The organism is Xenorhabdus mauleonii (assembly GCF_900113945.1).
Classification (GTDB): domain Bacteria; phylum Pseudomonadota; class Gammaproteobacteria; order Enterobacterales; family Enterobacteriaceae; genus Xenorhabdus; species Xenorhabdus mauleonii.
Genome location: NZ_FORG01000032.1, coordinates 1 through 21,611, shown reverse-complemented (window position 1 = coordinate 21,611; position 21,611 = coordinate 1). Strand labels below are relative to the sequence as shown.

Annotated in this window: 22 protein-coding genes; 11 read left to right on the top strand and 11 right to left on the bottom strand. The window is 41.0% G+C overall.

Features of this window, described 5'->3' with window-relative positions:
• Positions 1-45 precede the first annotated feature (45 nt).
• Together BM100_RS19605 and BM100_RS19600 are read right to left on the bottom strand one after the other, a co-directional pair.
• A complete protein-coding gene (locus tag BM100_RS19605) occupies positions 46-633 on the bottom strand; it encodes an ATP-dependent Clp protease proteolytic subunit (RefSeq protein WP_092514066.1) in 588 nt (195 codons plus the stop codon).
• A gap of 271 nt (positions 634-904) precedes the next feature.
• A complete protein-coding gene (locus BM100_RS19600; RefSeq protein ID WP_092514064.1) occupies positions 905-1,522 on the bottom strand; it encodes a TetR/AcrR family transcriptional regulator in 618 nt (205 codons plus the stop codon).
• Positions 1,523-1,614: 92 nt separating this feature from the next.
• Between BM100_RS19600 and BM100_RS19595 the strand changes: the two genes are divergently transcribed.
• On the top strand, positions 1,615-2,382 hold the full coding sequence (locus BM100_RS19595) for a DJ-1/PfpI family protein (RefSeq protein ID WP_092514062.1): 768 nt from the start codon (positions 1,615-1,617) through the stop codon (positions 2,380-2,382).
• Positions 2,383-2,483: 101 nt separating this feature from the next.
• Positions 2,484-2,690, top strand: coding sequence for a hypothetical protein (locus BM100_RS19590; protein ID WP_092514060.1), 207 nt, complete (start codon positions 2,484-2,486; stop codon positions 2,688-2,690).
• Between the two features lie 161 nt (positions 2,691-2,851).
• Here BM100_RS19590 and BM100_RS19585 read toward each other — a convergent pair whose 3' ends face one another.
• Entirely contained in the window at positions 2,852-3,433 is a 582-nt protein-coding gene (locus BM100_RS19585) for a YceI family protein (RefSeq protein WP_092514094.1), read from the bottom strand.
• A gap of 48 nt (positions 3,434-3,481) precedes the next feature.
• Entirely contained in the window at positions 3,482-4,042 is a 561-nt protein-coding gene (locus BM100_RS19580; protein WP_092514058.1) for a cytochrome b, read from the bottom strand.
• Between the two features lie 596 nt (positions 4,043-4,638).
• On the opposite strand from BM100_RS19580, the gene BM100_RS19575 reads away from it, so the two are divergent.
• A complete protein-coding gene (locus tag BM100_RS19575) occupies positions 4,639-5,274 on the top strand; it encodes a glutathione S-transferase family protein (RefSeq protein ID WP_092514056.1) in 636 nt (211 codons plus the stop codon).
• A 251-nt stretch (positions 5,275-5,525) separates the two neighbouring features.
• Positions 5,526-6,371: a hypothetical protein gene (locus BM100_RS19570; RefSeq protein WP_092514054.1), complete on the top strand. Its 846-nt coding sequence runs from the start codon at positions 5,526-5,528 to the stop codon at positions 6,369-6,371.
• 384 nt (positions 6,372-6,755) lie between these two features.
• Here the strand turns inward: BM100_RS19570 and BM100_RS19565 are convergent, their stop codons facing one another.
• From BM100_RS19565 to prpB, 4 genes are all read right to left on the bottom strand, one after another.
• Entirely contained in the window at positions 6,756-8,657 is a 1,902-nt protein-coding gene (locus tag BM100_RS19565; RefSeq protein WP_092514051.1) for a propionate--CoA ligase, read from the bottom strand.
• Between the two features lie 93 nt (positions 8,658-8,750).
• Positions 8,751-10,202, bottom strand: coding sequence for a bifunctional 2-methylcitrate dehydratase/aconitate hydratase (locus BM100_RS19560; RefSeq protein ID WP_092514049.1), 1,452 nt, complete (start codon positions 10,200-10,202; stop codon positions 8,751-8,753).
• 141 nt (positions 10,203-10,343) lie between these two features.
• On the bottom strand, positions 10,344-11,519 hold the full coding sequence (gene prpC / locus BM100_RS19555) for a bifunctional 2-methylcitrate synthase/citrate synthase (RefSeq protein ID WP_092514047.1): 1,176 nt from the start codon (positions 11,517-11,519) through the stop codon (positions 10,344-10,346).
• A gap of 14 nt (positions 11,520-11,533) precedes the next feature.
• Positions 11,534-12,418, bottom strand: coding sequence for a methylisocitrate lyase (gene prpB, locus BM100_RS19550; RefSeq protein ID WP_092514045.1), 885 nt, complete (start codon positions 12,416-12,418; stop codon positions 11,534-11,536).
• Between the two features lie 303 nt (positions 12,419-12,721).
• On the opposite strand from prpB, the gene prpR reads away from it, so the two are divergent.
• Complete coding sequence (gene prpR / locus BM100_RS19545; protein WP_092514043.1) at positions 12,722-14,380, top strand: propionate catabolism operon regulatory protein PrpR; 1,659 nt, start codon at positions 12,722-12,724, stop codon at positions 14,378-14,380.
• 182 nt (positions 14,381-14,562) lie between these two features.
• Here the strand turns inward: prpR and copM are convergent, their stop codons facing one another.
• The 3 genes from copM to BM100_RS19530 all read right to left on the bottom strand — a co-directional run bounded on the left by copM (position 14,563) and on the right by BM100_RS19530 (position 16,682).
• Positions 14,563-14,934 (bottom strand): CopM family metallochaperone, encoded by a 372-nt coding sequence (copM, locus tag BM100_RS19540; protein ID WP_092514041.1) that lies wholly within the window; start codon positions 14,932-14,934, stop codon positions 14,563-14,565.
• A 320-nt stretch (positions 14,935-15,254) separates the two neighbouring features.
• Positions 15,255-16,223, bottom strand: coding sequence for a threo-3-hydroxy-L-aspartate ammonia-lyase (locus BM100_RS19535; protein ID WP_092514039.1), 969 nt, complete (start codon positions 16,221-16,223; stop codon positions 15,255-15,257).
• Positions 16,224-16,343: 120 nt separating this feature from the next.
• On the bottom strand, positions 16,344-16,682 hold the full coding sequence (locus BM100_RS19530) for an SH3 domain-containing protein (RefSeq protein WP_092514037.1): 339 nt from the start codon (positions 16,680-16,682) through the stop codon (positions 16,344-16,346).
• A 298-nt stretch (positions 16,683-16,980) separates the two neighbouring features.
• Between BM100_RS19530 and BM100_RS19525 the strand changes: the two genes are divergently transcribed.
• The 6 genes from BM100_RS19525 to BM100_RS19500 all read left to right on the top strand — a co-directional run.
• Positions 16,981-17,478, top strand: a complete 498-nt coding sequence (locus tag BM100_RS19525; protein WP_092514035.1) for a hypothetical protein — start codon at positions 16,981-16,983, stop codon at positions 17,476-17,478.
• Positions 17,479-17,517: 39 nt separating this feature from the next.
• The gene (locus BM100_RS19520; RefSeq protein ID WP_092514033.1) at positions 17,518-18,144 is read left to right on the top strand and encodes a histidine phosphatase family protein; all 627 of its coding nucleotides are present in this window, start codon (positions 17,518-17,520) and stop codon (positions 18,142-18,144) included.
• Between the two features lie 585 nt (positions 18,145-18,729).
• Complete coding sequence (locus BM100_RS23250; protein ID WP_169924650.1) at positions 18,730-18,900, top strand: hypothetical protein; 171 nt, start codon at positions 18,730-18,732, stop codon at positions 18,898-18,900.
• A gap of 259 nt (positions 18,901-19,159) precedes the next feature.
• Positions 19,160-20,296: a hypothetical protein gene (locus BM100_RS19510; protein WP_092514029.1), complete on the top strand. Its 1,137-nt coding sequence runs from the start codon at positions 19,160-19,162 to the stop codon at positions 20,294-20,296.
• Positions 20,297-20,566: 270 nt separating this feature from the next.
• Positions 20,567-21,145 carry a YopT-type cysteine protease domain-containing protein gene (locus BM100_RS19505; RefSeq protein WP_092514027.1) on the top strand — a complete coding sequence of 193 codons (579 nt, stop codon included), beginning with the start codon at positions 20,567-20,569 and terminating at the stop codon, positions 21,143-21,145.
• 239 nt (positions 21,146-21,384) lie between these two features.
• Positions 21,385-21,611: hypothetical protein (locus BM100_RS19500; protein ID WP_139217009.1), on the top strand; the 227-nt coding region annotated here is incomplete at its 3' end.

Here is a 21,611-nt window from a genome sequence, read left to right as displayed (position 1 = left end):
TCAAAGGCTAGGATAAACAGTTCTCGCGAAGTGATATCGTCTTGTTTATTCCACTTCATCCCAATGGCGGATGATTTTCCCAACAATGCCATAATCACGGGCTTCTTCAGATTCCATCCAGTAATTATGGTTTGTATCTTTCGTGACTTTATCGAGAGGCTGTCCGGTTGCTTCACTGATGAGACGATTGATGCGGGTACGGACTTTCAATATTTCTTTGGCTTCGATTTCTATCTCTGAAGCACGCCCTTGAAAACCACCTAATGGCTGATGGATCATAAAACGGGTATTCGGCAAAGAGTAGCGATTTTCTTTATCTGCAGCCAGAAAGATAGTAATACCTGCACTGGCAACCCAGCCAGTGCCAATAATGATGACTTTAGGTTTTATCAACTTAATCATGTCATGCAGGGTATCACCTGATTCAACATGACCACCTTGGCTATTAATAAATATTTTTATTGGTTCGTCATTGATTTCCTGCAAAATCAACAATTGTGTCATAACTTTTTCAGCGAGATTTTGATTAATTTCTCCTGAAATAATGACAGTTCGAGATTTAACAAGTTTATTTTTCAGAGATGGTTCCAGCGTTTTTTCTTCCTCAGTTTTATTTGTAAGTTTGCTATACATTATCTTTTTCTCTTGTGATTAATGATATTAAACGTGTTCAATGATATTGGATGATTAATAAAATGACGGTTATGGTTTCTCTATTTAACTGCATGATAAACCGCAGTCTATGAGCAATTAAAGACTTTTTCTGTGATTGACGACAGGTATATTCTTCATTGATTCAATCAAGCCTTGTATATGCAAGGTTAAAATAATGGTTTTAAAAATTGTTTAATGGCAACAGATGGGACATTACAAAAATTGCTGGTGGATAGCTTATTTTTACCAATCACTTTGCTGGCACTGTTATAGGTTCTAAAATCATTTTTGCTGTATCTACTAACGGCATTAACGTTGCTTCATTTTCACCGGCTCTTGCGCGCAGAGAAATCGAATGTAAGATGGCGATGATTAATTGAGCAATAATGTCCACATCCGTATCAGGAAGCAGTTCTCCGTCATTTTTTGTTTCACTCAGAATTTTTTTTATTTGATCTGTTTGTATCTGAATTACCATGGCAAGGTATTGCTGGATCTCAGGTATTTCTACTTCTGCCGCTGCTGTTGACAACGCCATGCAACCCAATTTCCCGCTCTCACCGGTATATAAATCAATTGAAGCCGTTAAATAACGGGTTATGCGATCAAGAATTGTGTCTCTTTCATTTTGTTTTTTAAGTGCATTTTCATAACGTGTGATCGCGATAGTGCCAAAGTTATCCATAGCTTTTTTATAAATGGCTAACTTATTTCCAAATGCGGCATAGAGACTTGGTTTATTCATCCCCGTCTCGTTGACCAAATCGTCTAGAGACGTGGCAGTAAACCCTTTGCGCCAAAAGAGAAAAGTAATCTCTTTGATGGCTTGTTCACTGTCGTAAGAGCGTGGGCGACCCTTCTTTTTCATTTCTTACCACCTAGTAAAATAATCATTTACAGAGTATAAAACAAATGCCATTATTTTACTAACCAGTAAAAAAATATGATTAAGAAGGCAAAATGTCCGGTGTTATCGATGGTGGTTGTGGCAAGACAACGAAATCAATTATAGAGTTAGTGGCTAAAGGCAAGATAAGTCAAGGTACTCCGCTCAAGGTTGGTATATTTGTGTGTCCGGGTTTTATGCCAATGGATATCAATGGAGCACAATCTGTTTTTACAATTGCGTCTGCGGAAATCCATTTTATTTGGAAAAAAAGAGAGTTAGTCGAAGGCTTTATTGGTTGGCCAACAATGTCGACAATGACTTTTGATGAATGCCCGGATGATTTAGATGTATTGATTGTCGGCATGGTTCCCCCCGAAATCGTTAGGGATGCGGAAGTACTGGCATTTTTTGCTAAACAGGCACCTAAGACTAAATTTGTAATCGGAACGTGTTACGGAACATTGGTTCTCGGTGCAGCCGGATTGTTAGTCAATCGTAGGGCGACCAGTAATTTCAGGGCTATTCCCCTGTTATCAGAATTTGGCGCGATTGCTGTAGAAGGCAGTGAAGTTGTCATTGATGGCAATATTTACACTTCTGGCCCGGCAACCGGTTCGTTTGATGCATCTTTACTCGTACTTAAGCAATTGAGAGGCTCTGAGTTTGCGGAACTGGCCGAACTGGTTATTGAATACGATCCACGCCCACCATTTAAAACGGGTTCGCCACAACTTGCAGGGCCAGAAATGTCACTCATGTCACAAAAAATGACAGAGGAAATTAACCAGCAATATTATCATGCGATACGGGCAGGTTTTTCCAGTGTTTCAAAGTGTTAATCTAATAAGTGTTAATTTAATATTCTGACATTTTTAATTTAGCTTCATGGTTTTTATCATCATGGAAAAAGTTTTTTAATTGAAAAATTGAGAGGATTGGTATGAAAATAAATTTAACAATGAATAAAACCGAAATGCAATTTTTCATTGATAATTTAATTCATCATGGGTTTGATTATTATACAGAGCTACGTGATGAGTTTAGATGTGATAAAGATATTTCCATAAATCATGTCCGTAATATTTTTGATGGTGATGGAATATATTTAGATACAAACGATATTGAGGTAACGATTACCGATAAATAATATCGTTGATAATTTAAAGCAGAAAATGCAAGAGATTATAATCTTGTCCCGCTCGCCGTGCGGGACAAGATTTATTCCAATTATTTTGAAACTCTGTTTTTTGGAACACTATTTTTAAAATACAGTTTTTGAAATACCGTATTAGAAGATGCAAAAAAGCATTATGCTTTCTCTTTAACGCCTTCTACTGAAATGTTCAATTCGACTTCTTGGGATTTTGGCCCCAGATCGCCTTTTATATTGAAATCTTTCAGTTTGATTTTCCCGTTGGCTTCAAAGCCCGCACGGTATCCTCCCCAAGGATCGTTGCCTTCGCCGGTCAGCTTGGCATTGAGTGTCACAGGCTTGGTGACGCCATTGAGTGTCAAATTACCGGCGATGGTGTAATTTTCCCCTGTTTTTTTGACTTCAGTTGATGAAAATTTAGCTTCTGGGTATTTTACAACGTTTAAAAAATCGGGGCTGCGCAGATGCTTATCGCGTTCAGCGTGATTAGTATCAACACTGTTTGTTTTAATAACCACGTTGACTTTATCAGCAGCGGGATTCTGTGCATCGAAAGTAAATTGGCCGTCAAACTTTCTGAAACTACCGTAAAGCCAGCTTATGCCCAAATGTTGAATACGGAATTCAATGAACGCATGCTGGCCGGCGGTATCAATTTTATAATTAGCCGCGAGGGCAGAGTTGCTACCCATTAAGAAAATGCCTGCTGTTAAACCAATCAAGGCTTTTTTCGGCATCATTTTTTTAAACATCAGCTTGTTAAACATAAAACAATTCTCCAGAGGTTATTTTGTATCGGACTTGAAACCAAGCATTCTTGTTAGGGTGGAATCTTTATCAATAAAGTGATGCTTCAATGCTGCAAGAGCATGAAATAATGAAAACACCACCAGGATCCAGGCTAAATAGAGATGGACGACACCGGCAGTATCAGCCTGTAGCCCTTGCTCTGTCAGGATAGCGGGAATATCAAACCATCCAAAAAGACTGATCGATCCGCCTTCCGCTGTCGAAATCAGATACCCGCTGGCCAAAATGCCAAACAGGGCAATATAAAGTGCGAAATGCATCAGTTTTGAACTGATGCGTGTGAAATGACTGTAACTTGCCAGAGGCTTTGGCGGGGGAGAAATAAATCGCCAAATGACACGAATAGCCATGATAATAAAAAGGCATACGCCTATACTTTTATGTAGCTCAGGTGCGCGGTGGTACCAAGTATCGTAATAGCTCAATGTTACCATCCATAGGCCGAGTGCAAACATGCCATACACAGCGATGGCGACTAGCCAATGGATTAAAACAGAAATATGACCAAAGCGCGTGGAAGTATTTTTTAATAGCATACTGTTTCCTTATTCTTGATCACGTATACACTTCGTCTTTCAAACTGCCTCTTTGTTGGCTGCGGCTGCTCACCGTTTCTATAAACACACGGTTGTTTATGCTCCCGGAGATGCTCTCCCTTGCCGCCACGATGCAATTTGAAATCCATTGCGTATAAGGGAATGATGCCCAGTGTTCTTGATGATAAATTGGGGTGTTATAGTAAATAAAAATGACAATTGATTTTTGGGTATTTTAGACAAATTATTTGTTCAAGAATATCAAAAATAATCAACAATAAAATAGAATAATATTTTATTGTGCATCATTAATATAACTTCATTATATTCATTTAAGTTATTTACTTATATCAATTCAATTACATTATAGCTTTTGTTTTCAAAAGCAGGATCACATTATTGGATTTCAGGTGGTGTCATTCATCTTTTTCCAGATTTTTTTAGATGACAAGAAAAAACTAACTGCCAAGAATGATTTATTTTGTTATTGTTTATCTGTGTAATTATACATTTATTCTCAGCGGGTTCTTTTTCATTATATTTGACTGTGTTATTTTTAAGCCCTCATTAGCTTTTATCAATAATGGAGAAATATAATGTATACCTTGTGGATAGCTAATAAAAATTACTCCTCTTGGTCGCTACGTCCCTGGATTCTGCTCAAGGTTTTAGATATTCCTTTCAACGAGCAGTTTAACTCTTTTGAGGATGGTAAAAGCAGTTATGAGAAGTTCAGAAAGTGTTCACCTACGGGAATGCTTCCTTGTTTGGTCGATGGAAATAGGGATGTAAAAATTTGGGATACTTTGGCGATTGTGGAATATATTGCTGAAGATCATGCACAAGTATGGCCAACAAATAAAATTGCCAGAGCATGGGCAAGAAGTGCAGCGGCAGAAATGCATTCGAGTTTTGCTACATTGCGCGAAGTTTGCCCGATGAATTGCTCTCTTCATACTCGGCTAAATGAAATAACACCCGAATTGCAGAGTAATATTGATAGAATTGATGAGATTTGGTCAGAAGGGCTAACTAAATTTGGTGGTGAATGGTTGGCAGGGGATAAATTCACGGCTGTGGATGCATTTTATACGCCAGTTGCTTTACGTGCCCAAGCTTATGGATTGAAATTTTCAGCTATTAGCCAGAAATGGATTGATCGCATATTGCAGCTTCCGCCAATGGTAGAATGGGTAGAAGCAGCAAAAGAAGAGCCAGAAATAGAACATTGATTCAGACCATGTCATGGTTATAAATAATTTATGATGATGCCGATATAGGATACGTTATATTACGTATCCTAATATTGCGTTATTTATTGATTTGGTTAATGGGTGTTTCGTTGTTATTTGTTTCTTCAATTATTAATTTGATTATCTAAACTATGATTGAAAATAGGTTGGTGGGATAAATTATTGCTGAACTATTTTCTATTTTTATAGATTATATCGTTTGTTACTTCATAAAATGAAAAGGATGGGGAATGGATTGGGGGCAAATGGCTTATGGCGCTGTTCTGAGTGCTATTTTTAGTGGGATTTTGGGTGGTATTCTCTGGACTATGAAGAAAAAAGGAAAATTGAGTAAGAATGTTTCCTTTGTGATTTTTATTACCTTAACTGTTGTCTGGAATATATTCTACTTTGAAGTTATTATGAAGAATAATAGTTTACTCATTAATGGTAATGAAACTGTAGCGTTTCAATGGGACACGCCTGTTTTTTTGATTTTAAAAGTTAAAGATCCCAAAGTTTATGGTGAGTTTAAAGAACTCGTTTCGACCTTACAAAAAGAAGGGAAAAACTGGGACGAAATTCTTAGTGAGATTGCTAAAAAAACAGTTTCATTGACTAATGAACGTATTTTGTTTGCGCCAGATGAAAATGTTATTTCCCATATAAAAGTAGTCATAGAGCAAATGGAGGTTTTGCAAAAAATAAGTGGGGAAAAATGCCTTCACTTTGTCATGCCAGATCTTAAAAAAAGTTTGCAGGTTAATTTTGATATGCTGAAATTCTTCCCGAAAGAGTTATATCTAAGGCGTGTAAAAACGGATGAAGAAATGATTATGGCTTCTTATGGTGAAAAACAATATCAGTTATCAAATGAAAGCAATGAGCTTGCTTTCGCAGATTTCAATGCTGTCATATTTGATTTGATACATAATAAATATGGCAACGATTTCTTGTTGTTAGAATCTCCCGAGAGCGCTTACTCTAATGCAGAAAAGAGCTGTGAGCTGCTTATTGATATGAATAAAAAAATTGTTGAATTACCACCTGAGAAAGCGGCTCGGATATATCGTTATCTGATTAGCCAGATACAGTAATAGGCAGGCTATTTTCCCGTATGGCGCAAGTCATTTGGGAATAAAAAAAAGCTCCGTGTAGGAACGGAGCAGAAGTGGGTAAAGTAGCTGGGAAAATGTAGTACAGGGCTATAGTAACTCTGTACTATTAAATATAACCTCAACGGAATATACATTGGGCGTATTGAATTGATATTTCGTTGCTGTATCCATGCTTTAGAACGTATGTTCCGGGAATGAGAAATTGAATGGAAATAATGAATTGAATGGAAGTAACACATTGAAATAAAGAATAGTGTTCTCATCAGAATACTTGGTATGGCGCATATTGCCTGTTTTATTCATTCACAATATGGCCATACCAAATATCAGTGGCTATCATTGAGATAATCCTTCACCTGTTTTTTAATGGAGGAGAGCATCCCGAATAACGTCCAGTGACGCTGGATTTTCAATCAAGGCGATATCGTTGGGTTCGCGTCCTTCGCAAATGGCTTGCATTGTACGGCGCAACATTTTACCTGAACGGGTTTTTGGCAATTGAGTCACAAAATAGACTCGTGCCGGACGCCCAACACTACCGATTTTTTTATCCACCAATGCCATCAACGATTTTTCCAACGCTGCGAAATGGTCAGCGCTTTGGATTTCACGTCCCTCTTTAAGAACAGCAAAAGCAACGGCAGCTTGTCCTCTCAGCTCATCTTTTATGCCAATTACAGCCACTTCCGCCACATCTTCATGGCTGGAGATACACTCTTCAATTTCCCGCGTTCCTAAGCGATGTCCTGAGACATTGATGACATCATCCGAACGCCCCAAAATAAAATAATAACCATCGCTGTCGCGAATTCCCCAATCGAATGTTGAATAGACTTGTTGATCCAGTGGTTGCTGATTGAGTTGCTTCCAGTAGGTGTTGATGAAACGGGTATCATCACCATAGATAGTTTGGATACAACCCGGTGGCAGGGGGCCTTTAATCACCAGCATGCCTTTTTCATTGTCGCCGCATTCCCGCCCTGTCAGTTCATTTATCAACTTGACATTAAACCCGTACATCGGGAACCCTGTGCTGCCAAAACGGCTTGGCCTGCTGTCTAAGCCACGGGCAATGGTCATAATTGGCCAGCCTGTCTCTGTTTGCCAGTAGTTATCAATGACAGGAATGTGAATGGCTTCGTTGATCCAGCGAGCAGTGTGTTCATCCAAAGGCTCGCCTGCCAGATAGAGCGTTTCAAGCGATGATATATCGTATTTGGCGATGCAATCTGTAGGGTATTTTTTTAGAACCCGTATTGCAGTGGGAGCTGAGAACATTTTGGTGACATGGTATTTTTCGACAATTTGCCACCAAACGCCGGCATCCGGGTGAATTGGCAACCCTTCATACATAATGGTTGCCATGCCGGCAATCAGTGGTGCATAGATAATATAAGAGTGCCCGACGACCCAACCGATGTCTGATGTGCAAAAGAAAACACCGCCGGCCTTGCCGCCAAAAATGGCATCCATAGAGGTTGCCAGTGCGACGGCATAACCGCCGACATCCCGCTGAACGCCTTTGGGGGTCCCTGTTGTGCCAGATGTGTAGAGCACACAAGATGTTTCATTGGATTCGAGCCAGGTAACGGGAACGGTTGCATCGATATGCTCTTGCCGCAAGGCCGCAAAATCCACATCTCTGCCTGCCACCCAATTGATGTCAGCCAGCCCTCTATTTACCATCAAAACATGACGTGGTGTGTGGTTGGCCAGCTCAATGGCTTCATCCAGCAATGGCTTATAAGGAATGATTTTTCCCCCGCGTGAACCGGCATCAGCGGAAACGACCAAAACAGGTTCAGCATTATCTAAACGGGTAGCGAGACTGTGGGAGGCAAAACCGCCAAATACGACGGAATGAATGGCTCCTATACGGGCGCAGGCCAGCAAAATAAACAGGGCTTCCGCCACCATGGGCATATAAACGACAACCCTGTCGCCTTTTGTTACACCGAGTGACAGCATCATGGCCGCGGCGCGGTTAACTTCCTGATGTAACTCTCGGTAAGTAAATACTTTTTCACTGTTGGTTTCCGTTGAAATGGCAATCAGTGCCTTGGCATCAGGTTGGCTTTCCAGCCAGCGATCCAGCGCGTTATAGCAAAGATTCGTTTTCCCTCCGCAGAACCAGCGGGCAAAAGGTGGATTACTGTGATCCAACACCTGTCCAAAAGGCTGCTGCCAGTGTATTCGCTTGGCTTGCTCTGCCCAGAAGGCATTGGGATCATTAATCGAATACTGATAGAAATCTTGGAATGACATAATCTCTCCTAGCGTTATGCAGTTGAGAGGTGGCATTTGAAGCCACCGATAGCTATACCTGTGGCTGAAAGCCAATAGGTATAGCTTGTTAGATCATATGATGTATAAGTCGAGATACTCATTCACGGGAGTATCTTTCAGTGAGAAGAGATCAAGAGAGAGCGCTAGAATTTTTTGTTGTTGCTCTTTCGGGAATCGACGAGCCAGGTTAGTTTTGAATTTTTCCTCTAACAAAGGAATGCCATCTTTACGGCGGCGTGCATGACCAATCGGAAATTCGACTTTCACTTCATCGAATTGAGAGCCATCGGTAAATGTCAGCGTCAAGGCATTGGCAATGGAACGCTTTTCAGGATCATGGTAATCATGGGTGAAATCAGGATCTTCGACGCAGACTATTTTTTCGCGCAAGGCATCAATGCGTGGATCAGCCGCGATATCATCCTCATAATCCGCAGCCGTCAGGCGGCCAAAAATCAAGGGGATGGCAACCATGTATTGGATGCAATGATCTCTGTCTGCCGGATTATCCAGCGGGCCATGTTTATCAATAATCCTGATGCAGGCTTCATGGGTACGTATCGTCACTTTCTCGATATCTTCAACGGATTTGCCAAGCTCTTTCAGTTGTTGATGCAAAGTCATTGCCGCTTCTACGGCCGTTTGTGCATGGAATTCTGCGGGAAAAGAGATTTTGAACAGGACATTTTCCATCACATAAGAGCCGTAGGGACGCTGGAATTGGAATGGCTCTCCATGAAACAGAACATCATAGAATCCCCAGGTTTTCGCCGTTAAAGCGGAGGGGTAGCCCATCTCGCCTTTTTGCGCCATCAACGCAAGGCGTACCGCGCGGGATGTTGCATCGCCGGCAGCCCATGATTTACGGGAACCGGTATTGGGCGCATGGCGGTAAGTTCTCAGGGACTGACCATCAACCCAAGCCAGTGAAACTGCGCTGAGTATTTGTTCGCGTGATAACCCTAACATTTGGGCGACCACGGCGGTGGATGCCACTTTTACCAGAACAACATGATCCAATCCGACTTTATTGAAGGAGTTTTCCAATGCCAGACAGCCTTGAATTTCGTGGGCTTTAATCATTGCTGTCAAAACATCCCACATGGTCAGGGGAGACTCTCCGCGAGCCACCGCATTTCGCGATAACCAATCAGCGGTGGCAAGTATTCCGCCAAGATTATCAGATGGATGCCCCCATTCCGCCGCCAGCCAAGTATCGTTGAAGTCCAGCCAACGGATCATCGCACCAATGTTGAATGCAGCCTGAACGGGATCGAGCTGGAAACGCGTTCCCGGTACGATTGCGCCATTGGGCACGATTGTTCCCGGCACAATCGGCCCCAACAATTTAGTGCAGGCTGGATATTCCAGCGCTTCCAATCCACAGCCTAGTGTGTCGATAAGGCAGTGTTGCGCAGTGGCATAAGCATTCGGGGATACTATGGTGTAATCCATGACATAATTCACAATATCGACAATTACCTGATCATAATCAGGGCGGTTATTCATAACAGGGGTAGACATAATTAATCCTTACGTTGCTATTCATATACTCGTTGTCTTTCAAACCACAGCTTTGTTGGCTGCATTCATTTTTCCCGGTCCCTCGCGGCTGCCCTGTTCCGGTCACTCCCTATGTTGGAAATCGACAGGGTATAAACGGAACTATTTGCGTTGTTCAATCGGTATAAATGCCAAATTATCGGGGCCGACATAGTTAGCAGAAGGACGGATAATTTTGTTGTCAGTGCGTTGTTCAATGATGTGGGCAGCCCAACCTGATGTGCGGGCAATGACGAATAATGGTGTAAACATCGCCGTAGGAATCCCCATCATGTGATAGGAGACAGCAGAAAACCAATCGAGATTCGGGAACATTTTCTTGTGCTCCCACATAATGCTCTCGATGTGATCCGCAATGTCATACATTTGAGTTGTTCCCGCTTCTTGGGAAAGTTGCAGGGAAATATCCTTGATGACCTTATGGCGCGGATCCGAGACGGTATAAACAGGATGGCCGAAGCCGATGATAACTTCCTTACGTTCCAGGCGAGCGAGAATATCAGCTTCGGCTTGGGCCGTGGTGTCGTAACGCTGCTGGATTTCAAATGAGACTTCATTGGCTCCGCCGTGCTTTGGCCCGCGCAGGGCACCAATGCCGCCGATAATGGCGGAGTAAGTATCTGATCCGGTTCCGGCGATGACACGGCTGGTAAACGTGGACGCATTGAATTCATGCTCGGCATACAGGATAAGCGATGTATGCATGGCTTTTTCCCATGATTCACGCGGTTTTTGACCATGCAAAAGATGCAGGAAGTGCCCGCCAATGGAATCATCATCAGTTTCAACTTCAATGCGGCGCCCATTATGGCTGTAGTGGTACCAGTAAAGCAGTATTGAACTGAGAGATGCCAGCAAGCGATCTGCAATATCGCGGGCGCCGGCAATATTGTGATCTTCTTTTTCCGGCAGAGTACAGCCCAGCACAGAAACACCTGTGCGCATGACATCCATTGGATGTGCAACGGCCGGCAAGGCCTCCAGTGCGGCTTTCACACTGCTGGGCAAGCCGCGCAGGGCTTTTAATTTTGCTTTATAGGATGCGAGTTCCGCGTGGGTAGGGAGTTTATCGTGGATAAGCAGGTAGGCTATTTCTTCAAACTCACAATGGGCGGCCAAATCGAGAATATCATAACCACGGTAATGTAAATCGCTGCCGTTTTTACCCACGGTACAAAGGGCGGTATTGCCAGCCGTAATGCCGGACAGGGCAACGGATTTTTTCGGTTTGAATGAAGTGGATTGTGGCGATTCTGTTGCTGTATGTTGATTACTCATGAGTATCACCTCTGCTATTTTTTTTGAGAAAACAGGGCATCCAGTTTTTGTTCAAAAGCGTAGTAGTTGATGCTTTCATACAATTCATTGCGGGTTTGCATCATATCGATGACATTTTTTTGGGTGCCATCACGACGCAGGGCGGTATAGACTTGTTCGGCGGCCTTATTCATGGCCCGGAATGCCGAAAGCGGATAAAGGGCAATGGCGACATCCGCACTCCTCAATTCGTCGAGGGTAAAGAGCGGGGTTGCACCAAATTCAGTAATGTTCGCTAAAACAGGAACCTGGGTTCTGGATGCAAATTCTTTATACATATGCAGTTCTGTAATTGCTTCCGGGAACAGCATATCTGCCCCAGCTTCAATATAAGCAGCGGCTCTGTCAAGGGCAGCTTCCAGCCCTTCCACTGCGAGTGCATCAGTGCGCGCCATAATGACAAAATTCTCATCAGTACGGGCATCAACGGCAGCCTTGATGCGGTCTACCATTTCCTCTTTGGAAACGATTTCTTTATTTGGACGATGCCCACAACGTTTGGCGCCCACTTGATCTTCAATATGAACCCCAGCAGCACCGGCTTTAGTGATAGAACGGATGGTGCGGGCAACATTAAATGCTGAGGAACCAAAACCGATATCTGCGTCAACAAGCAGTGGCAAGTCACACACACCGGTGATGCGGAAAATATCTGTCAGTACATCATCCAATGTTGAGATGCCTAAATCTGGCAAGCCGAGTGAACCAGCAGCAACGCCGCCACCTGAAAGATAAATGGCCTTGTAACCCGCTCGTTTTGCCAGTAATGCATGGTTTGCATTGATGGCTCCGACTACCTGTAACGGAGATTCGGCTTCTATTGCCTGACGAAAGGCTAAACCTGCAGAAGAAAATGCCATATATAACCTCGTTGTTACAACAAAATGGATTGTTACGAAAAATAAATTGTTACAAAAATGGGGGTTGTTTGTATTCGTATGTTATATAAGCAAAGTTTATGCCAAGGATTAAAAAAAGAGAAAAAATTAGCCAGTGTTTATATGCAGTAAAATATTTTATTGTTTTTTATCAATTGGATAATGGATTTTGGTTGGCTTGAGTGGTGATCGTTCTGTTATTGGTTATAATGTATACTTGTTTCATTTGAAATAAAATTGTTTCATATTTGTTTCAAATGAAGAAAGTGAAACAACGGAGGGGATATGGTTGCAGAACAATCAGGCGAGCGTGATAACAATAAACCCGTGATCTGGACAGTTTCCGTTTCCAGAGTCTTCGATCTTTTTCGGGACATCACACCAGAATTTGCACATCAGGCTGATATCACACCGATTCAATTGGGTTTTGAACATGCCGTTCAGCACATACGCAAACGTCTGGAAACCGAGCATTGTGATGCAGTTATTTGTGCCGGCTCTAATGGCGCTTATTTGAAAAGCCGTTTATCCGTTCCCGTAATTATCGCCAAAGCAAGCGGATTCGATTTTATGCAGGCATTGGCTCGCGCCCGGCACATCAGCTCCCGAATCGGTGTTATCACCTATCAGAATACCCAGCCCGTATTGGAAGAATTTCAAAAGAGTTTCAATTTGAGCATTGAACAACGCAGCTATGTGACAGAAGAGGATGCGAAAGCACAGATCAACGCGTTAAAGGCGATGGGCATTAAGGTGATAGTGGGGGCCGGGTTAATTACCGATCTCGCTTATAAAGCCAAACTGGCGGGGGTTTTTATCTATTCTGCTGATTCCATCCGTCAGGCATTTCGGGATGCCTTGGAAATTGCCAGATTCATGAAACTCAATCAGGCGGTCATTTCCCCTTATCCAACAAAAGATAAACTGCGCACCCGCCACACAATTCGGGATATCAAAGGAAATTCTGCTGTGGTGGAGCATGTACGCAATACAATAATGCTATATGCCCGTTCAACGGCCACCGTGTTGATTCAGGGAGAAAGTGGAACAGGGAAAGAGCTGGTGGCTCAAGCTATTCATCATGAATATACGTTGCGTTATGGGTTATTGTCCGGAAATCACCCGCGACCGTTTGTTGCCGTCAATTGTGGGGCTATTGCCGAATCGCTGCTGGAAGCTGAACTGTTTGGCTATGAAGAGGGCGCTTTTACTGGTTCCCGCCGTGGCGGACGAGCGGGCTTATTTGAAGTGGCACACCGGGGAACGTTATTTCTGGATGAAATAGGCGAAATGCCATTACTTTTGCAAACTCGGTTATTAAGGGTATTGGAAGAAAAATCTGTTGTCAGAGTCGGCGGCTATCGTCCGATCGCTGTTGATGTTCGCATTATTTGCGCGACGCATTGTGATTTGGATCGCTGGGTACGTGAAGGGCGATTCCGGGCGGATTTGTTCTATCGTCTGAGTGTATTGCGGGTCAATATACCCGCCTTGCGGGAAAGGGGGAGCGATATTGGGTTGTTGGCGACGGATTACTTACAACGGGCATGTGCTGCTCTCAACTTGCCTATTGCCCCACAAAAGATACAAGAACTTGCTGATTGTCATGAAGCGCTGCAATCATACCACTGGCCGGGAAATGTTCGTGAGCTTCGTAACTTAATGGAACGGATAGCTCTTTATTTGAGTGCCCATCCTGAGCAGTCTTTGACGCCGGCACTGATATTGTCGCTTTCACCTGAGCGCCAGATTGACATCAATGCGGCGAATAATGTGCTAACCAATGGCATAAAAACAGCGCCGGCCGAGATGTCTTTACCTGTTCAAGACACTCCTTCAGTGCATGACATTTTGGCACGGTTTTCAGGTAATCGGCGCGCAGCAGCAGAATACTTGGGAATTAGCCGCACGACATTATGGCGAAGATTGCAGCAGGAAAAATAGAAATCTTCCGGGAAATTTCAGCGGGAAATGAGATTACTCAATGCGTTGATGCCGGATAGAAATAGCGTTCCCATTATTGAGCTTTTTTATCAAAACTTGGATTACACTTTATTATTCATGTGCTCAGATTACATAAGTATGACTAATAGACCGCTTTGTTCTATAGCGGCCTGATCACTAAATTATTTTTTAGCTTTATTTTTCTCCAGCCATTTTTGCATTTGCTCAATTTCTGGCCCCTGAGCATTGATAATGGCTTTTGCCAGTTCTCTCATTTCGGGGTTTTTGCCATATTTAAGTTCAATTTTAGCCATATCAATAGCCCCTAAATGATGAGCAATCATGCCTTCAGCAAAAGCGACATCAGCATCTTCAACGTTAAGGCTTTTAGCCATATTTTCATGCATTTTTGCCATTGAACTATTCAATTCCTTTTGCATGGCGGAGGCTGTTTCTGAAGGGGAATGATTCATGTGAGTGTTTACTTGACTGGCGGAAGCACCAAAAGACATTACCGCACCTAAGACTACAGCTAAAGGAAGTATTTTTTTCATCATATTATCCTGTTTGGTTAATTAACTTATTCAAAACTATAAAGCTTCCCCTTACAGGAAGGTCAATGAACTTAAATTATATTTAATATAATTTACAAATAAATTATGTCTGGATAATACTCTGTATCTATTATCACGAGATTAAATCCCCGATGAAATTTAAATTACTGATGAAATATAAGAATGCGAACAGTTGCTGGCTGTGGTGAAGGGTAAATTAAAATGAAATTACGCCAGTATCAGCCTACTGGCGTTTGTTATTAGGTGATTGCGGATGTGAACCGAGTTAATGACGGGTTCACTGCATTAACAGCCTCGGATTAAACTCTACTTGCCAGCAACTCAGAATAACGCTTCATATCGATATTCCCGCCACTGACAATAATCCCGATACGTTGCCCTTTCAGTTGTTCCCGCATGGCTTTGGCCGCAGCAAATCCCAAACAGCCGGTAGGCTCGACAACCATTTTCATTCGCTCTGCAAAAAAGTACATGGCATCAACTAATTGCTCATCTGACGCTGTCAAAATATCTTCGACCAGATGACGAATGATGGCAAACGGATATTGCCCGATATATTTGGTTTGTGCGCCATCGGCAATTGTTTTTGGCGTATCGATATGAACGATTTCACCTTTTCTAAATGATTGCTGACCGTCATTACCTGCTTCTGGCTCAACACCGAAGACCCGGCACTTTGGTGATAAATTGGATGCAGAAAGTGCCGAACCGGACAACAGGCCGCCGCCGCCAAGTGGCACAAACAGCGAATCCAGCTCGCCGACTTCTTCAAACAGATCTTTTGCAACGGTGCCTTGACCCGCAATAATATGAGGATGGTTAAACGGTGGGATGAACGTCATGCCATGTTTTTCTACCAATTGAGCGCAGATATCTTCGGCAATTTCAGTATATCTATCATAAAAAACAATCTGACCACCATAGCCCTTGGTAGCATTGACTTTGGCTTGCGGTGCATCTTTCGGCATGACAATTGTGGCTGAAATATTCAGTAACTTGGCCGCCAATGCAATGGCTTGCGCATGATTGCCTGATGAAAAAGCAACAACCCCACCCTTTTTTTGCTCATCACTAAATTGGCTGAGAGCATTCATGGCACCGCGGAATTTGAATGCCCCCATTTTTTGATAATTTTCACATTTAAAATAAACCTGAGCATCGAAGAGTTCATTAACTGTTGTCGATGTGATGACGGGAGTCTTATTGAGATGGGATTTAATTCGGGAGTGGGCAGCAGAGATATCATTGTAATCGGGAGTAAACTTCATTATTAGAGGCTCCATTAGCTCAGTGAATTATTTCTTTTGTCTAAAAATACCATATCAAATTTTATTGTAATACTAATATTTAAACTAATAATGAGATAATTATCACCATTAATAATTTTTTTAAAATTTAATATATTCTTGAGGTATCCATCCCGTTTCTCCAGATATTTTATGTGCCCAATACCAACCATTTAATACCCTTTCTAGATACAAGTGTTCTCCTGTTTTTACGGTTAATTCATGGGCAGTATAATTTTCATTACATATCGCTTGATTAGGCTGAGTGATATGCAAAATTTGCTGGGGAACCCAGCCGCTGATATTTAACTGATTTGTCGTCCAAATCCAGCCGGGGTATTCAATATCGCAATGGCTGATTGCAACCTTTTCTCCGGTTTTTAATGTGATGGGATTTGGATATGCTCTGACATAATCTCGAATTACAGTGCCTTTTCTCATTTATGTTTCCTGATTTATTTTTATGTTTATATTCATGTAGTTAACATATTTCAATAGTGCTGTTATGAGTTTAGTTCATAATGCCGATAAATGGGTTTATTCGTAAAATTTTTTATGTGTCTTATTATTTTTGTTGAGGATAAATAAATCAAACTGTTTACAATTTAACCGCGATGAAAAAGAAGTCGCTAATGTTTTATCGTAAACTATCATTTAATAAAATTGTCATAGAGGAAATGATAACTTTTAATAATATAAAAAGTGGGTATCTTAATTGTTTTACCGCAAGGAGAACAACATGAATAAGATATATGGCGCAATATTAGCTGCTCTCTGTTATTTATTGGTTTTCCCTTCGTCAGCAGAAGAAAATGATGTTTATACAGAAAAGGAAGCTTCTTTATCGGCTGAATATAATATGGAATTTAAGAATTTAGCTTCCTCTCAATATAAATTAAAAATAGATAAAGAAAGCAGTAAATGTATGTATGATAGTGGCCCTAATGAGGTAAGTATTGGACCTAATGAAAAATCTGATATTTATTTAAAAGATAATGATAATATTTTTAGTGGTTGCACTTTAAGAACAAAAAGCGTTGGCTGGAAGATATCCAGCGGTCCGATGAGTTGTGATTTAACCTTTGAACACGGGTATGACGCAGGATGGTATACAGAAATAAAAGGATGTGAAAATATTGTTGAAAAGGCTTTCTGTGGAGAAACAGATTGTTACGAAATAAAAGCCTATGGTGGAGAGTCTAAAATTGATATTTCTGTGGAATTTCTTGCTGAATAAACTGATTAAATCCAATTGTTAGAGAGATTGTGTGTGGTTATGCAAATTATCCTTATCCGGCATGCTGAAACTGAATGGAATCGAAAAGGTATTATTCAGGGATGGCTTGATAGTCCAGTAACAGAAAGGGGTCACAGGGAAACGGACGCATTGATTGCTGAACTTTTTTCATCGGGTATCCGGATAGAAAGTGTTTTTTCATCACCGCAAGACAGAACGCGGGCTATGGCATCGGCCATAGCCCGCAATTTTGGTTGTACGCTGGCATTGCAGGATGAATTGAAAGAGCAGCACTTTGGTCAATTCGAAGGTCAATTCCTTGAAAATGTTCGACGGAAATATCCTGATGCAGCGGTTTCGCTTTTTGAAAACAATGCCGATTATGTTCCTCCTCAGGGGGAATCATTGGCACAAGCCGCAAATCGCTTAATTAGTTTTATACAAAAATTGCCACTCATTTGCTCATACAATACAGTTTGTCTGGTTTCGCATGGTCACATCATACAAGCCGTCATCGCATTACTTAAAGAGCGCACCTTCAATGAGTTCCCTCGTTTTTATCATCTTAATGCCGGCTATTCGATACTGGAAGTCAATGAAATGGCAAAAGAAAATATCCATGTAGTTAAATGGGGAATAGCCAGCCATTTACTGAAAATTAATTGAATTGCCAAAGAGTGCAGTTGATTGCTCGTAAAATTGAATTTTCAAGGCTTACACTCGCTGGATTATTTTGGTTTCTGGATAAACCGGCGAAAAGGCAGATTGAGGAAAATAGATTGCCATTCCACAGTGAATGCTTTTGGGGCAGGGAAAATCAGTAGTCTCTAATATTCAGAATACTTTTGTTGGCTGCACCTGTTTTATTAAATTTACATTTGGAGATGAAAATGAGTCATTTAAATAAATGATGTTAATAGAGGATAGTTTTCTTTAATTATTTGAAAATACTTATTTCTTATATAGAAAAAATATGGGCTTTATGAAAGGTGAAATCAGATTTAACTGGTAACTTCACACGTCGGGCATCTTTCAGGCCGTACTACAGTTAACCTCAACTTATTTATTGGATTGGGCAAGGAAAAATTTGTGCACCTAAAAAATAGAGAACGTGATTTCAAAGTAGAGACCATCTCGCAATCATGGTGGTAAGGTGTTATTTTGCGAAAAACGGTTTGTTTCTTTAGATGCAAAAAACAGATGTGAGAAACGTAGCATTCAACGAAGCAGAGAATATATAGAGGGGGGCGTATGTTCCAGTTTACCGAGTTTGAACGGTTGCTGAGAATTGAAAACCCAGCTTATGAGTATTTCGGGCGTAGCTCATTACACACAATCACTAAACTGGTTCGAGGTGGGTTGGGGAGGTTCCATGTAACCCAGCTAGCTGCAGAGATGACGAAAGTCCCCGCCATCAAGTGACAGAAATACTCGAGAACGAGAAAATACTTGATGCGTGAATATCCGGGACTGCGTGAACAACTATGTCCACGGATAATCAACTTTCGTACGTCCGGATGGAAAAAAGGCACCAAGGGTACCATTATCCACGGTGTGATCTGGCAGAGCAGCACTGGCATTTTGGATGACTTAATGCATATTCTCTTGCGTGAGGATCTCAGTTGGCAAGCTCATGCGCGTGGGACAAGGCACTATGTGACCAAAAATTTGAGTTAACATCATGAAAAAAAACATTATGGTGGTTTTCGGGCTTGATAGTCCAAGAAACAATTATTTAAAGAAATTATATGATGAAAAGATTGCTAGAGATGGCAATGTTTATATAACTATCGATATTCTGAGTTCATCATTAGGATTAGATTTATCTTCAAATAATATTTTAAGTGCCATAAATCACTTCACCAGAAATAAAAATGAAATGTTTAAGTCTTTGTATCTTTCTAATGCATTAATGGCTGAAAAAAACTTTTATGCAGCGATGTGGTCTTTTAATCATGAAGCAAAAAACGATAGTTATTCTATTACACAAGATCAAGAAAAAACGCTTATAGGATTCATTGAACCAAATTCTATACATTATTTACTGAATAGTTGGGGCGACTTTTTAGGCCGAAATATAAATAAAATATCTATTCATGACACATTAACAAGAAGGAGTAATAATAAAGATAAAGTCGGCAATGAAAAAGTGTATAGTAACTACAAAGCAGGGTTTCTCGCAAAAAACATTCCTTTTGCTTATGTGAATAAACATGTAAATGAAGGAAAAATGATAAAGTCGGGACAATACCATACTAGCTCTGCGCTTACACATTCAAACTTGATAAATACAATTAAAGATAAGAATTATACTCACAATGCTTTTGAATCTTATTTAAGAAGTGATGAGGAAGGCATTGATAACCTTTTAAGGCTCAAGCAAGAAATAGGAGAGCCTGGATCTTATTATGATAATTTCGAAAATTATGAAAAAAAATATCATGGAGAAATCATTACACGTAGCTTTGCCAAATCATATTGGCGAAAATTATCAAAATTGGCAGTTGACTGGGTTGAAGCCGAAGCCGGAAACCCCAATTCACCTATTAAAGGATTGGTATTTTATATGGAGGATGATAATCGCTTTAAAAGATATAAAGAAAAATCCAATATAGATGAAAAGAAATTTCATCATCATTGGCGGGATTGTGATTACAAAAATATTGGATCTTTGGATTATAGATCGGCTATTGCACATTCAGAACTAAGACATGCAAAGAGGTTAATGAACAGTAATGCTAATCATCATATAAAACTCGTTTATATCAATGACAAAGATGTTCTTAATCGTATTAAAATGTTTCTTAATGAACAATGAGGTGAAAGTTTAACATTCTGGTTAGCTTCGAGTTTAAATAGAAATTATAGGGATTTCCATATCGCTCAGCTTCCTGAAATGGAGGATTTCGAGCATATCGATGAGTTGAGTTTAATCCCGGCGTTTTACTGGAGTCGAACTAATTCATTGTAATATAGAATTTATTAAGAGTCTTTACTAAAACTCTTTACACTAGGTAAAACCTTACCATATCTTTACTCTAATCTTTTTGACGTAGATTAAATACACAGTGAATGAGGGAATTTAAAGATGCCGTTATTAGATGCTGATAAATTTGGGGGAAATTGGGTTTTTCGTTTTAATCAAACTCTACATTTTCCTCTTAAGTTTTCTTTGACTATGCAAAATGGTGCCTGTAGTAGTTTGGTAATGGCGTGGATAAAGATGCACAAATCAGGAAAGTCTCGCCTATTCCCCGGAAATATAAAACTCCCTAGTTATATACGAATAGTTGAAAATCTTAAAGCTGACAGAATGGATGGCCTGGAATTTCTTTATGAAATCGGATTATTTAATAAGTATATAGTTTGCTATGAGGAGAAAGATATTGAAAAAAAATTAGCCACTATCGATGAAGGTTATGAAACTTTGACATATGGAATTCATGCTATTGGCATAGCAGTAACTGCTCATGGGATTGATTGCTTCGACCCCAACTTGGGTTGCGTCCATTTTCCGAAACGCGAAGATTTTATAGCATGGTTTAAAGAAGAATATTGGCCTAACCGTGGTGAAATAGTGACGATGGCGAGGCCAAGCAATAGCTTTAAATTGTACACAATTTTACCTATATCGGCTTTAGAAACCACCAGTGTACATCGCCGCTAGGCTACATATTTACATCTTGTCCGTAAATTTATTATCAAAGTGCTTCCGTCTACCCAACTGACTTAAGTAAATTAAACGAGTTAGATATGTAAGCATCCCTCTAAACCGGACCATTTACTTTTAGAGATCTTCCGACATACTGATTATGTCCCTTGAGGAGATCACCATGCGTAAAGCCCGATTCACCGAACACCAGATTATCGCCGTTCTGAAATCCGTCGAAGCCGGCCGCACAGCGGTTGACTGAAATACGGACAAACCTCGACAACACCGCAGCGGATGTGATCACCAATAAACAAGCCATCTCCAGCACGCAAAAGGCGCAGGCGGAATCGGTAGAACACCTTCAGGCGCAGCTGGGTGACCAGAAGGCGATGATCAACACCAAGATGCAGGCGGAATTTAACCAGACCGGCAACGGGTACGCCATGCACAGTACGAACATCACCCTGAACTACCAAGGGCA